Below are 12,566 nucleotides of genomic sequence, written 5' to 3'. Positions count from 1 at the left end.
CACCTGAGTTTGTACGCACTCGTTCTCGCCGATCATCGCCAAAGTATCATTTGGATTCAATTAGGACGCGAGTAGAGTGCCATCATCATGGCTCGCGTGCATAATCCCACCCTATTTTCAACCTACTTCAAAGTTCAGTCGCAAGCATTGGCGGCCGCCGGACTGATAGATCCATTCGTGGATGTAGACGTACCATTGTTCATCGATCCGGTCCTCCTAGCGAAGTCCGGAAACCAAATTATCGCAACAGCCGCAGCCGAGCGATTTCGCAAGCACTTCGAGATATTGGTCCGCATGCTTGCAATCTCCAATGGCGAAGGTGATGCAGCATGGAAAGGTGCTCGACGACAGCTTGACTTGAGCGAGCCGCCAGAAAACGGACTTGGCTACGGCGGAACCGGCCGATCAGGAAATTCGAGGCCAGAGCTAATTCGCGAAACGATCCTCCGCACAAGCAAGGAGGTGATCACGCTGGGCGCAAGCGACCCGGAAATGATCTCTCTGATGGGCTTCTTCGAGGAGGATGTCGGGCCTGATACAATCAGCGATATGACAACAACGGTGATCATGGATGACTTGGCGCAGATCACAGAGGCTTTCTGTCAAGCGCATGGGGTGCCAGTCTTCTCGTTTGACGTTTGTCCAACTCACAAGTTGCCAAAATATGTGAACGCCAGAGGCAAGCAGGTGCCCATCGTTCTCGTGCCGACCGACATCGTGCGCGATTTGCCAATCGCGAATGATTGGTCGGATATAGAGCGGGCAGCCATGGAAAACGCGCGTATCCGAGAACGCGTCAACCGACTCTTGGGAGGCATTGCGGAGCCGACAGTGGCGGAGCGGAAGGCTGCGCTGCGTACCGCCGCGTTAGGGTCAGCGTCCGACTTTGATTTCTTCTTAGCAGCCGTAAAGGGTAATGTAAGTAACTACGACCCCAACTTGGATGCGCTCGGCTACTATCGCCTCAAAGAAATTCTCACAAACGGACTTCCGGACCTTAAGCAGGCGGCTGCCTACAATCTCAAACTCGGAGCGCACGAGATATTTCGTGTGGTCATCGACACCATTGAGCTGTTTAGGCGTCATGTTGAGGCAGGTAATCTGTGGGAAGAGCTGTGGGTGAACGGGAAGCCAAAGAAAGAACGGGCCTCTCAACTAATCTACTACGCGATCGCGGATTGCTTTTGTAAAGCGAACGACGTTGACATCTCACCTGAAGCAAACATGGGTGGTGGCCCCATCGACTTCAAGTTTTCAAGCGGCTATCAGGCGCGCGTCTTAGTTGAAATGAAGCGATCCGGTGGCACCGTTGTGCACGGATACGAAAAGCAGTTGGAATTTTACAAAACAGCCTCACAAACTGATTTCGCAGTATTTGTCATTATCGACTACGGAGATGGAGGCAATAAGTTCAATGAGATTAGAAAAGTTCGAGAAGGGCGACTTGCGCGCGGCGAACGCGCGTCAGAGATTGTAGTGATTGATGCGATACCAAAACTCTCAGCCAGCAAACGAAAGTAATAAAGCTCTTGATAGCTCGATGATAAGAGAAGGCCCTTGGCCTCATGGGGATGGAAGGCCGAAGCAGATAGCGGCCGGGTATTGCAAGCCGGAGATTGTGAATGCCGCTCGTGACTGCAGACGCTGAAGCAACTCTTAGGTCACGGTTGGGCAAGCCCGCTAAACCGCCCACCGACTATGTGATCGGCTTCTCGACGCCAACCGGGAAGGTCCTGGCCCTTCATCGCGAGGCCAGCGAAACACGTATTTGGTTCGAGCCGCCGGCTCCACCGAAGCTCGATGGTGTGCGCCTGATGGATAATCCCTCAAACGGAAACTCCAACATCAACGGGCCGCTTTTACGGCTTCGGTCGCCCTCCACGCTGCGTGTCGAAGTCGATAGCCCCGGCGCTTTGGACAGGTTTCTTGATTGGTATGCCGGTTCCGGAAACGCTGCTCGGCCGACTATGGCCGCTGACATTGACCCGTCTGCCTTCAGCGAAGCGTTCGCACGCTTCCAGAGACTCGTCACGACAAAGTCCGGTCATCCGTTCAAAGGGTTTGACGAAGGACTTGCTGCGGTCTGGGAAGGCTATAAGCCGCGTCTGCGTGATCATGCCCTTGGATTGCTTCGAGCAGGGGAATGGACGGAAGAGAGTATCGGCTCAGGCGCGATCTTGGAGCGTACGATCGAGGCTATTGAGATACAGGACAGTGGCCGCAAACTTACGAATAATCTTGTGTTCTGGCAAAACCGCTACGGTCATGCCAACCGCGACCATCGGGAGTTGTTGGAAGCGCGGGCGAAACCGAAGCTTCGCCGTGACATCGAAGGTCTACTTTTTGGACTCTATCGAGGCAACGCTGATGAAGGCGCAACATTTGATCGACTGAGCGATCTGACGGCCCGCAAATATCCGTTGTTGGCCTATCTGTTCTTTCTTAAGGACATGGATCGATTTATGCCGATTCAGCCAACCGGTTTCGACCGCGCATTTCGAGCACTCAATATATACTTTTCGACCATACTCCAATGTGGCTGGGAGAACTATTCGACGTACAACCGTACGCTCGCTTCGTTGCGGCCGCTTATTGAAGAGGGCGCCGGCCTAAGACATATCCGCCTTATTGACGCACACACCTTCTGCTGGGTTTTTTCGACGCTGCTAAAGCGTGAATCGGAAGGCTCGATCGCTAAAGCGCCAGGCGCCAGAGACGATGGGCGCATCCTTGGCGGACGCGAGAAGTCCATCATCGAAATGCGCCTGTCGGTCGAGAATACGGTAAGGAACGCCAACGGACAAAGCGTCCAACGGATTTTGAAGAACAAAGAATTGCGGATGACTGCGGCTGAATTAGAGAAGCTTATCGCATCTTTGCTTGATCTACAGGGTAACTGTTGCGCCTTAACCGGAATCCCGTTTGAATTTGTCAATCCCAATGCGAACAAGAACCTCCTGCCATCGCTGGATCGGATCGACAGCGACGGTCATTACGAGGCAGGCAACCTTCAAGTAGTTTGCCAATTCATCAATTTTTGGAAGAGCGATTCGAACGATGAGGAGTTCCGCCGGCTCTTGGGGTTGGTGAGGGGGCAAGAGGAGGGGAGCTGACCGAAGTAATGTTTTCGTTCAACGCCCGCCTATGCACTTGTGCAGCGCGTTGAGCACGCAGCGGACACGCGCACGCTAACCAAAGCTACCTCCCCCCCCGCCACGTTCACCCCCACCACCACGCGGCAGCGTCACCGCAGCCAGCAGCGTGCCCAGCGCCACCGCGCCCGACACCGGGTTCACCAGCCGCTGATACTGAACCGCAAAGATGTACGCGTTCGCGCCGGTCGGCATCGCCGCGAACAGCACGCCGGCCGCGACCGGCGGCAGGTTGAGCAGCTTTGCCAGCACGAACGCGACCACCGGGCGTCGCCAGAAGCTTGAGCGCGCCCATCACTGCGATGCTGCTCGCCTTTGAACTCGAAGTGGAAGAAATGCGCAGTGATCGGCTACGTCAACATTTCTGGCTTGGTTTGATCATCCTCCGCGATGTAGCCTGATTGCGCGTTGCGATCTGCGTCGATGGCCGTTCTCATCCAAATGACCTCGGCCGCATCACGTCTAACCTTCGAGGAAATTCGAGCGCAACAATCGTTGGGGATCTCATGTCGAACTCCGATCTCGCGTTGTCGATTGCGCTCGGTGTCGGTCTTGCGGCCGCGACGGGCTTCCGGGTGTTCCTGCCGATGCTGGTTGCCAGCGTGGCCGCTTACTCGGGTTCGCTTCCTTTGGGCGACGGTTTCGCGTGGCTTGGAACACCTGCTGCAATGCTCATGCTTGGCGTGGCCGCGCTCCTGGAGGTTGGTGCGTATTTCATTCCCGGCGTGGATAATGTGCTCGATGTCATCGCCGCGCCTGTCGCCGTGATCGCCGGAGCCATCCTGTCGGCGGCGACCATGGCAGATCTTCCACCGATGATGAAATGGACGGCCGCCATCGTCGCGGGTGGCGGCGCGGCCGGCATAGTGCATGGCGTCACCGCGGCCGTGCGGGCCAAATCGACGGTCCTGACGGCTGGCCTCGGCAACTCAACCGTTGCGACCGCCGAACTGGGCGGTGCACTCCTCGTATCGCTTCTTGCCCTGGCTGCGCCGGTTGCCGCCTTCGTGCTCGTCGTTCTGATGCTCTGGCTGGCGATACGTTTGATCCTGCGCTTGCGGAGGTCAGCTCCTCGCACGGATCAACCGGGATGACCGCGTGACTGCTCGTGCGGCTACCTCACCCCCGCCACGATCACCACCACCACCGGCAGCGTCACCGCCGCCAGCAGCGTCCCCAGCGCCACCGCCCCCGACACCGGGTTCACCAGCCGTTGATACTGCGCCGCGAAGATGTAGGCGTTCGCGCCGGTCGGCATCGCCGCGAACAGCACGATCACGCCGGCCGCGACCGGAGGCAAACCGAGCAGCTTTGCCAGCACGAACGCCACCGCCGGCATCGCCAGCAGCTTGAGCGCGCTCATCGCGGCGACGCTCAGCATCTCGCCTTTCACCTCGAACCGAAACAGATTGATGCCGAGCGCGATCAGCGCCGCCGGCGAACCCGCCTGCGCGAGCAGTTCGATCGTTCGGTCGACGACGGGGTTGAGGCCGAGCCCCGTAAAACGCCAGACCACGCCAAAACCGATCGCCAGCATCAGCGGATTACGCGCGAGATCCGCGAGCACGGGGCGGATGACCGACAGGACCGAGCCCGTCCGCTTGCGGCTGACAAGCTCCATCTGGAGGATGCCGCAAAGCCAGAGCAGCGGCGTGTTCACCGACAGGATCAGCGACATCGGGCCTGCGGCTTCGTTGCCGAGCGCTGAGAGCACCAGCGGAATGCCGAGCATCACGATGTTGCCGTAGACCGAGCCGATCGCGAACACGACGCCGTCCTCGCGGTCTTCGCGCCGTTCGCGCAAGCATGCCGAGAGCGCCAGCGCCGCGATCCAGGTGATGGCGAGCGCGCCGTAATAGGCGCCCCACATCCGCCAGGGGCTGACATCGGGGAATTCCGACACGACGATGGTGCGGAACAGCAGCGCCGGAATGGCGATGCTGAAGGCGAATTCGGAGATGCCCTTGTGCGCGGTCTCGGAGACGAAGCGAAACAGCACCGACGCATAGCCGGCCGCGATCAGGGCGAACACCGGCGCGACGATCAACACTGTGGCCATGCGCCCCTCATCTCACGGGGACATCACACGACCACCCCACGTTCTCGATCATGCCATCATGCCGCTGTTTTGCCCGACGAGTCAAATCGACTTCGTAAAATCCGTAAATGGCCGCCGTGGCCTGGCTACTGTGCATGGGGTTGTTTTCGCGTTTTTTTGCTGGACCGAAGCTGAAGCCGCGCGCGGACCCGATCTCGCCAGCCCTGCCAAAGGCTTAGCCTGATAGCGCGACATCGTGCCCGGGATGGGACCGCGCCGGGCCGACCGGCCTGTTGCCCGGAGCGCACAGGTGGCCGTTTTCGCTTCAGGCCTCGTTGCCAACGAACGCCCGTTCACCCACTATTCGCTCTAACTCGACATGTGGGGGGATCGATGCCGGCGCTCCGTTTCAAAGAATCCTTGGCTGCTGCGATCTCGGGCATTGCGCTCGCCGTCCTGGTCCATCCCGGCGCCGGCTTCGCTTACACGCAGGAGGAGCAGCAGGCCTGCTCGCCGGACGCGATGCGGCTGTGCGGCGAGTTCGTTCCGAACGTCGATGCCATCACCGCCTGCATGATCCAGAAGAAATCGCAGCTCTCGCCGCAGTGCAAAGTGTTCTTCCGTCAGGGACCTGAGCCCGGCGAGGCTCGCGCCGGCAAGCCGACGGCCAAGAAGAGCACCAAGCCTTCGCAGAAGGCGGCCAAGAAGAAGAAATCCAGCGAAAGCTGAGCGCGGGGCCAGCGTTCTTTCTTTGAAGCTCGTCGCGTCAGGGCAACAGCGCGAAGCGTCTTCGCGTCGGTGTCCCCTGCATGTGTGTTGCCGGCATCAGCTGCGCGCCAGCCTCCGGACTCCTTTTGTTCGCCTCGCCGTGCGGACGCCTGCGACAATTACCAGCGCGTTCGACGGAAAAGAGTCGCGAGAGGGTTTGCGCGGCGAGGTTGCATTCCGTTTTTCCCGCGTTGCTGCCGAAAAAGCGTGGGATTGCCGGCGTGAAGGGCGTTTCGTTGCGATTGGTATCCTGGTCGCGCGAAGCAGTGTGACTCAAAAGCCAACACGTCTTGTTATTTCGTGGCTCTGAGGCAACTGCCGGTAAATTTTTCTTTCCCGAATCAGCGCGGTGATTCATTTTCGTGATCTGGGGTCAATCTGGAGGCCAGAGGTATGAACGTAATTGTTTTTGCATCGCGTAAAGGCGGCTCGGGCAAGAGTACCCTGGCCGCACATCTCGCCGCGCAGATCAAGGCGAGCAAGCAGGTGATGCTCGTGGACGCGGATCCGCAGGGCTCGCTGACGCTGTGGCACAAGCTGCGCGGCACCAACGAGCCGCCGATCAAGGCTGCCGTGAACTCGGTCAGCGGCATCGTCTCCGCTGCCAAGCGCGACGGTTATGAATGGGTGTTGATCGACACGCCGCCGAATCTCTCGGCCGTCGTCGACGACGCGATCAAGAACGCGACCATGGTGGTCATTCCGGCACGTCCCGGCGTGTTCGACGTCAACGCAGTGCAGGAAACCATCCAGATGTGCCGCGCGGCGCGCAAGCCCTACGCGGTCGTGCTCAACGGTGCGCCGGCGCGCCGCGACGAGTCCGAAAGCCCGATCGTTACCATCGCCCGCGAGGCGCTGGCGAAATTCCGCGCGCCGGTGTGGGGCGGCCAGATCACCAACCGTTCGGATTTGCTGATGGCGCTCAGCCACGGCGAAGGCGCGCGCGAGTATCAGGCCGAGAGCCGTGCGGCCCAGGAAATCGCAAGGCTGTGGGCGGCAATCGAGCGTTCAGTGAAGGCTATTCGCGGCACGGCGTCGGCATCCGGCGCAATGCACAAGCAGGCGGCATAATTTTCATAAATCATTCCCCGGACGGAAAGCGCGCGGAAGTCCGCGCGTTTTGCGTTTTGGCCCGGTGGAGATGCGTTACGCCACCATCAGCATGTAGAACACGATGACCGGCGACAGCGTCAGGATCACCGACCAAATGCCGGCGGCCCAGAGAATGTCCTCGGTGGTAAAGCTCTGCTGTCCGGCGTCGTAATGCGACGCCACTTCATTCTGGATATTCACAAAACGCCCCCGCGATTTCTTCGCTTATGGGCGCCAGTGATAGCCGCGATGTTTTAAGAATCCGGATCGCAATTTCGGGCGCATTCGAACACAGGTGCTACCACGGATTAACCATGCCAGCGCGGTGCGCGCGTTCGCGCGGGTTAACTACGGGCACGTTCTAACCCTCCCCTGGAGGGGGAGGGTCGCTACGCATTGCGCGAAGTGAAATGCGTAGCGGGGCGGGGTGACGGTGCCTCCGCAGCCAACAGTGCCCGAGTGGAGAGATCACCCCACCCCGCTCGCGCTGCGCGCGACCGACCCTCCCCCTCCAGGGGAGGGTGAAGGACTCGCGCCGCCGCTAAACCCACTCGCTGTATTTCCTTCTGATCTCGTCGATGTAGTCCGCGCGCGATTTCACCTCATCCGCGGTCAATCCGATATCGCGCCGCAGCCAGTCGGATAACTCGCTCGCATATGAAACGCGTTCCCATGCCGCCTTCAGCGCATCGCGCCATTGACGAATGTCCATAGGTCGATCTCTTTTCCGGATTGAGATGGTGTCGAGCGGACACGACGCTGCCTTCCCTCTCCCGCACGGGGAGAAGGGGGTGGCGGCGTGCGTGTGAAGAGAGGAAGCGGAGGCGCTACGCGGCGACTTTCATCCGTCGCTCGATCTCGCGGTCGATCTGGGCTGCGAGCTCGCTGCTCACTTCCACCATTGGCAGGCGCACTTCGGGGCTGTCGATCAGGCCGCACCGCCACAGCCAGTACTTCGCCGGCGCCGGGCTCGGCTCGGTGAACAACAGGCGCGTCAGCTCGGCGACCTCGTGCCAGCGCGCCTGCGCCGCGTCGTGGTTGCCTCGCTTCACCTCGGCATACACGGCCGCAAACGTCGCGGTCTCGACATGGGCGGATAGCACGATGCCTCCGTCGGCGCCGTCGGTGAGCGCCTCAAGGTAGTTCGCATCCTCGCCGGTGAGCACGCGAAAGCCCTTCGGCCTGTCGCGCAGGAGCGCGATGGATTGATCGCGGTTCGCGCCGCAATCCTTCAGCCCGACGATGTTCCGATGTTCGGCAAGCCGCAGCAGCGTCTGGTTGGTGATGTTCACCGAGGTGCGATAGGGGATGTTGTAGAGCGCGATCGGCCACGCCGCGTGATCGGCAAGGGCTTCGAAATGAGCCAGGAGCCCGCGCTGCGACGGCCGCACATAATAGGGGCTCGCGATCAGATAACCGTCGATCGGCCAGTCCGCGGTCTCGTCGAGGCGTTCCTTCAGCCGCGAAGTGTCCGCGCCCGACAGTCCGAGGCAGATCGGAATGCTGCGGCGCTCCGTCGCCATCTCGTCGCGCACGATGGCGACGAGACGCTCGAGCTCGACCTCGCGCAGCGTCATGCCCTCGCCGGAGGTCGCCCCCAGGATGAAGCCGTCGACGGCCTGTCCGCTGTAATGTCGCGTCAGCCGCCGCAACGACCTCTCGTCGATAGCGCCGTCGCGAAACGGCGTCACCAGCGGCAGCCAGAGTCCGTGCAAATGATCTTGTAGACCGGTCATGTTCCATCTCCTTCTCGGGAAAAAACCTGAGACGGAGGGCACATGAAAAAACCCCGTCCAGGCGGCGGGGTTTCGGGATTTGCTAGCGATGACGAAGCTGTGTTAGCGCGCGCAAAAATCCGAGGTCCCCGGATGGGGGCCTTTTTTCGAGGCGACTGCCTTGAACGAGATTGCGCACGACTTCGTGATCATTCGCAAATGATGCGGGGTGTACGTGGAACTGTCAATACACGCGGAACGTGAAACCAGAATGGGACAGAAAAAAAGCCGGGCTCAAGCGAGCCCGGCTTAAGGTATTGGCCACGTGAGGCCGACACAATCACCTTCCAAGAGGGATTACTGAACTCCCGCGCCACTGGAGGAGGGGGACAAATGCGCAACGCGAAGGCTCAGCGTGGAAACATTATGGGCTCGACGAGCGCCATGCAGCAACCGTTCAGGTCGCATGTCAGACATGCGGAAATCAGGAAGGCCAGCGCTGCGCCTTGCTCACCACGAAGTCGCGGAACACCTGCACGCGCGCGACCGTCTTCAACTCCTCGGGATAGACGAAATAAGTGTCGAGCTGGATCGAATCCGATTCTCCGAACAGCTGCACCAGGCGGCTCTGTTCCTCGATCAGATAATCCGGCAGCGCCGCGATGCCGAGGCCTTGCTGACAGGCGCGGACGAGGCCGAGGATGTTGTTCACTCTGAAATAGGCCTCGCGCGGACCAGAGCCGTTGCGGCCGGCTTCGACCAGCCAGTTGCGGTTCTGAAGATGCGGCGCGAAGTTGCCGTCGGAGAGCGTGATGATGCGGTGGGAGTCGAGCTCCTCGAGCGTGCGCGGCGTGCCGAAGCGCTTGATGTAATCCGGCGAGCAATAGGCGTGGAAGCCCATCGCGAACAGCTTGCGCTGGATGAGATCCGGCTGCGTCGGCTTGCGGGTGCGGATCGCGACGTCCGCTTCGCGCATCGACAGGTCGAGCTCCTCGTCGGTGACGATCAGCGAGATCCGGATCTCCGGATAGAGCGCAGTGAATTCGCCGAGCCGCGGGATCAGCCAGTTGATGCCGACGCCGGGCGTGGTGGTGATCTTGAGGTCGCCGCTCGGCCGCTCGCGGCTGTCGGTCAGCTTGGCGCGCGCCGCCTGCAGCTGCATGAACACGTCATGCGCGGTGCGGAAGAGCAGGTCGCCCTGCTCGGTGAGGATCAGGCCGCGGGCGTGGCGGTGGAACAGCGAGACCGAGAGCTCCTGCTCCAGTGCCGAGACCTGGCGTGAGACCGCCGATTGCGACAGGCCGAGCTGCTCGCCCGCATGCGTGAAGCTGCCCGCTTCCGCCGCCGCGTGAAACACCTTCAGCTTGTCCCAATCCATATCCGTAAATCCGTCGCGTGTTCGAGGCATGATCTTTATTCCGCTGCAGCGCGCTCGCTGGCGCGCAGGGCCAGGAAACGTTCGGCTTCGAGAGCTGCCATGCAGCCGAGGCCGGCAGCCGTCACGGCTTGGCGATAGGTCTCATCGGCGACGTCGCCGGCGGCGAACAGGCCGGGCACCGAGGTGGCGGTCGAGTTCGGGGCAACCTCGACATAGCCCGACCGTTTCAGCTTGACCTGGTCCTTCACGAGCTCGGTCGCCGGCGCGTGTCCAATGGCGATGAAGACACCGTCGGTCTTCACGTTCGTGAGCGCGCCGGTCTTGACGTTCTTGAGGCGGACATGGGTGACCTTGTTCGGGTTCTCGGTGCCGCAGATCTCGTCGACAGCCGAGTCCCAGACCACCTTGATCTTCGGGTGCTTGAACAGACGCTCCTGCAGGATGCGTTCGGCGCGGAAGTGATCGCGACGATGCACGATGGTGACCTGCGAGGCATGGTTGGTGAGGTACAGGGCTTCCTCGACCGCGGTATTGCCGCCGCCGACCACCACGACTTCCTTGTTGCGGTAGAAGAAGCCGTCGCAGGTGGCGCAGGCCGACACGCCGCCGCCCTGGAATTTCGTTTCCGACGGGAGCCCGAGCCAGCGCGCTTGCGCGCCGGTGGCAAGGATGACGCTGTCGGCGAGATAGACGTCGCCGCTGTCGCAGGTGAGGCGGAACGGCCGCTGCATAGTCTCCAGCTTGGTGACCAGGTCGGAGACGATCTTGGTGCCGACATGGACCGCCTGCTTCTCCATCTGCTCCATCAGCCAGGGGCCCTGGATCACGTCGGCGAAGCCCGGATAGTTCTCGACGTCGGTGGTGATGGTGAGCTGGCCGCCCGCCTGGATCCCCTGGATCAGGATCGGCTCAAGCATTGCGCGCGCGGCGTAGATCGCCGCCGTGTAGCCGGCGGGGCCGGAGCCAATAATGACGACCTTTGCATGAACAGTGGCAGACATTTTGACGGACGCCTTTCACGGGGGATCTGCAGCGCGGGTGCGGAACGTGCCGGGAGGCGTCGCGGAAGCGCTGAAATATCAGAGCTAATCTAAGCCTTCTGGTGAGCTATGCAAGAATTGCATTCCCTGTCGGCGGATTTTTCCAACAGGGAACAAAAGTCGATTGCGCTGCACGCGCAATAAAATTGCGCAATTGCTGCGGACTGGCTATGAGGATTGCGTCAAATCCACCAATACAGCCGCAAAGGCCAGGAGTTCCAATCACGTGTCGCGGAACCTAGACGAGATCGACCTGAAAATTCTCACCGAGGTCCAGGCCGACGGTCGAATCACGAATGTCGAGCTGGCCAAGCGCGTCGGCATCTCGCCGCCACCCTGCCTCCGCCGCGTCCGCGCGCTGGAGGAGGAGGGCTATATCCACGGCTATCGCGGCCTGCTCGACGCCCGCAAGCTCGGCTTCGACGTCACTGTGTTCGCCGCCGTGCACCTGTCCAGCCAGGCCGAGGCGGATTTGCGCGCCTTCGAGGAGTTCGTCCGTGCCGAGCCCCTGGTGCGGGAATGCTGGATGCTGTCGGGCGAGGTCGATTTCATCCTGAAATGCGTCGCGCCGGACATGGCCACCTTCCAGGATTTCGTGACGCACCTCACCGCCGCACCCCATGTGCGTAACGTGCGCACGTCGCTGGTGCTGCATAATTCGAAATACGAGGCGGCCGTGCCGCTTGATGTGAAGGGGAGAAGGTAAGCCTTCTCCCTCTCCCGGTTCTTGCGGGGAGAGGCACACGGCCCTCGCAATACCCCGAAACAAAAAGGCCGCGCAGGGCGCGGCCTTTTCAAAACATCATCACGCTTAGCGGCAAATCCTTACCGCCACTCTACCTTGGTGATCTCATACGCCTTGGCGCCGCCGGGGGCGTTGACCTCGACGGTTGAACCCTTCTTCTTGCCGATCAGCGCGCGCGCGAGCGGCGAGGTGATGGAGATGCGGCCCTTCTTGGCGTCGGCCTCGACCTCGCCGACGATCTGCCACACCGTCTTCTTCTCGGTGTCCTCGTCGACCAGCGTCACAGTGGCGCCGAACTTGATGGTGTCGCCGGACAGCTTGGAAATATCGATGATGTCGGCGCGCGCGAGCTTGTCCTCGAGCTCGGCGATGCGGCCCTCATTGTGGGACTGCTCTTCCTTCGCGGCATGATATTCCGCGTTCTCCGACAGGTCGCCGTGCGAGCGCGCTTCCGCAATATGCTCGATGATGCGCGGACGGTCCTCGGACTGGCGCCTCTTCAATTCTTCTCCGAGCGCGGCAAAGCCGCCCGCTGTCATCGGAACCTTTTCCATCTCTTCTCTCGTCCTTCGGCCGCGCGCCCCGGCAAGACACAGGGCGCGGCAACCTTGATTCGTCAGTACTTCCGGGGCTGAGTA

14 protein-coding genes are annotated in these 12,566 nt (G+C 60.9%); 6 read left to right on the top strand and 8 right to left on the bottom strand.

Going from position 1 to position 12,566, the window contains the following annotated elements; genetic code table 11:
- Positions 1–87: 87 nt before the first annotated feature.
- Entirely contained in the window at positions 88–1,521 is a 1,434-nt protein-coding gene (locus AB7Z56_RS37480) for a chromosomal replication initiator DnaA (protein WP_283017709.1), read from the top strand.
- A gap of 101 nt (positions 1,522–1,622) precedes the next feature.
- Entirely contained in the window at positions 1,623–3,113 is a 1,491-nt protein-coding gene (locus tag AB7Z56_RS37475; protein WP_084795305.1) for a hypothetical protein, read from the top strand.
- Between the two features lie 75 nt (positions 3,114–3,188).
- Here AB7Z56_RS37475 and AB7Z56_RS37470 read toward each other — a convergent pair whose 3' ends face one another.
- On the bottom strand, positions 3,189–3,416 hold the full coding sequence (locus tag AB7Z56_RS37470; protein WP_063985512.1) for a hypothetical protein: 228 nt from the start codon (positions 3,414–3,416) through the stop codon (positions 3,189–3,191).
- 242 nt (positions 3,417–3,658) lie between these two features.
- Between AB7Z56_RS37470 and AB7Z56_RS37465 the strand changes: the two genes are divergently transcribed.
- Entirely contained in the window at positions 3,659–4,246 is a 588-nt protein-coding gene (locus tag AB7Z56_RS37465; RefSeq protein ID WP_063985511.1) for a DUF4126 domain-containing protein, read from the top strand.
- Between the two features lie 20 nt (positions 4,247–4,266).
- On the opposite strand, the gene AB7Z56_RS37460 is transcribed toward AB7Z56_RS37465, so the two are convergent.
- Positions 4,267–5,211 carry an AEC family transporter gene (locus tag AB7Z56_RS37460; RefSeq protein WP_063985510.1) on the bottom strand — a complete coding sequence of 315 codons (945 nt, stop codon included), beginning with the start codon at positions 5,209–5,211 and terminating at the stop codon, positions 4,267–4,269.
- A 372-nt stretch (positions 5,212–5,583) separates the two neighbouring features.
- Between AB7Z56_RS37460 and AB7Z56_RS37455 the strand changes: the two genes are divergently transcribed.
- Positions 5,584–5,919: a hypothetical protein gene (locus AB7Z56_RS37455; protein ID WP_063985509.1), complete on the top strand. Its 336-nt coding sequence runs from the start codon at positions 5,584–5,586 to the stop codon at positions 5,917–5,919.
- A gap of 432 nt (positions 5,920–6,351) precedes the next feature.
- Positions 6,352–7,029 (top strand): ParA family protein, encoded by a 678-nt coding sequence (locus AB7Z56_RS37450; RefSeq protein WP_028150667.1) that lies wholly within the window; start codon positions 6,352–6,354, stop codon positions 7,027–7,029.
- Positions 7,030–7,104: 75 nt separating this feature from the next.
- Here the strand turns inward: AB7Z56_RS37450 and AB7Z56_RS37445 are convergent, their stop codons facing one another.
- The 5 genes from AB7Z56_RS37445 to trxB form a co-directional block, all read right to left on the bottom strand.
- Positions 7,105–7,251 carry a hypothetical protein gene (locus AB7Z56_RS37445; RefSeq protein WP_014492080.1) on the bottom strand — a complete coding sequence of 49 codons (147 nt, stop codon included), beginning with the start codon at positions 7,249–7,251 and terminating at the stop codon, positions 7,105–7,107.
- Between the two features lie 340 nt (positions 7,252–7,591).
- Positions 7,592–7,762, bottom strand: a complete 171-nt coding sequence (locus tag AB7Z56_RS37440; RefSeq protein ID WP_161495798.1) for a hypothetical protein — start codon at positions 7,760–7,762, stop codon at positions 7,592–7,594.
- Positions 7,763–7,877: 115 nt separating this feature from the next.
- Positions 7,878–8,786: a 4-hydroxy-tetrahydrodipicolinate synthase family protein gene (locus tag AB7Z56_RS37435; protein ID WP_063985508.1), complete on the bottom strand. Its 909-nt coding sequence runs from the start codon at positions 8,784–8,786 to the stop codon at positions 7,878–7,880.
- 463 nt (positions 8,787–9,249) lie between these two features.
- Positions 9,250–10,173, bottom strand: a complete 924-nt coding sequence (locus AB7Z56_RS37430; RefSeq protein WP_027534296.1) for a LysR family transcriptional regulator — start codon at positions 10,171–10,173, stop codon at positions 9,250–9,252.
- Between the two features lie 5 nt (positions 10,174–10,178).
- Positions 10,179–11,144, bottom strand: a complete 966-nt coding sequence (gene trxB, locus AB7Z56_RS37425; protein WP_063985507.1) for a thioredoxin-disulfide reductase — start codon at positions 11,142–11,144, stop codon at positions 10,179–10,181.
- A gap of 265 nt (positions 11,145–11,409) precedes the next feature.
- Between trxB and AB7Z56_RS37420 the strand changes: the two genes are divergently transcribed.
- Complete coding sequence (locus tag AB7Z56_RS37420; protein ID WP_028150670.1) at positions 11,410–11,889, top strand: Lrp/AsnC family transcriptional regulator; 480 nt, start codon at positions 11,410–11,412, stop codon at positions 11,887–11,889.
- A gap of 119 nt (positions 11,890–12,008) precedes the next feature.
- Here AB7Z56_RS37420 and greA read toward each other — a convergent pair whose 3' ends face one another.
- Positions 12,009–12,482: a transcription elongation factor GreA gene (greA, locus tag AB7Z56_RS37415; RefSeq protein WP_063985506.1), complete on the bottom strand. Its 474-nt coding sequence runs from the start codon at positions 12,480–12,482 to the stop codon at positions 12,009–12,011.
- Between the last annotated feature and the right edge of the window lie 84 nt (positions 12,483–12,566).

It is taken from the genome of Bradyrhizobium sp. 482_C4_N1_8, from assembly GCF_052075965.1.
GTDB lineage: Bacteria > Pseudomonadota > Alphaproteobacteria > Rhizobiales > Xanthobacteraceae > Bradyrhizobium > Bradyrhizobium barranii.
Note: the sequence above shows the minus strand (reverse complement) of the source record. Positions and strands in the feature narration are given on the sequence as shown.

Bases quoted from the DNA above. Each gene is read 5' to 3' on its own strand.
- AB7Z56_RS37480 (WP_283017709.1), top strand. From the start codon at position 88: ATGGCTCGCGTGCATAATCCCACCCTATTTTCAACCTACTTCAAAGTT.
- AB7Z56_RS37475 (WP_084795305.1), top strand. From the start codon at position 1,623: ATGCCGCTCGTGACTGCAGACGCTGAAGCAACTCTTAGGTCACGGTTG.
- AB7Z56_RS37465 (WP_063985511.1), top strand. From the start codon at position 3,659: ATGTCGAACTCCGATCTCGCGTTGTCGATTGCGCTCGGTGTCGGTCTT.
- AB7Z56_RS37460 (WP_063985510.1), bottom strand. From the start codon at position 5,211: ATGGCCACAGTGTTGATCGTCGCGCCGGTGTTCGCCCTGATCGCGGCC.
- AB7Z56_RS37455 (WP_063985509.1), top strand. From the start codon at position 5,584: ATGCCGGCGCTCCGTTTCAAAGAATCCTTGGCTGCTGCGATCTCGGGC.
- AB7Z56_RS37450 (WP_028150667.1), top strand. From the start codon at position 6,352: ATGAACGTAATTGTTTTTGCATCGCGTAAAGGCGGCTCGGGCAAGAGT.
- AB7Z56_RS37440 (WP_161495798.1), bottom strand. From the start codon at position 7,762: ATGGACATTCGTCAATGGCGCGATGCGCTGAAGGCGGCATGGGAACGC.
- AB7Z56_RS37435 (WP_063985508.1), bottom strand. From the start codon at position 8,786: ATGACCGGTCTACAAGATCATTTGCACGGACTCTGGCTGCCGCTGGTG.
- AB7Z56_RS37430 (WP_027534296.1), bottom strand. From the start codon at position 10,173: ATGCCTCGAACACGCGACGGATTTACGGATATGGATTGGGACAAGCTG.
- trxB (WP_063985507.1), bottom strand. From the start codon at position 11,144: ATGTCTGCCACTGTTCATGCAAAGGTCGTCATTATTGGCTCCGGCCCC.
- greA (WP_063985506.1), bottom strand. From the start codon at position 12,482: ATGGAAAAGGTTCCGATGACAGCGGGCGGCTTTGCCGCGCTCGGAGAA.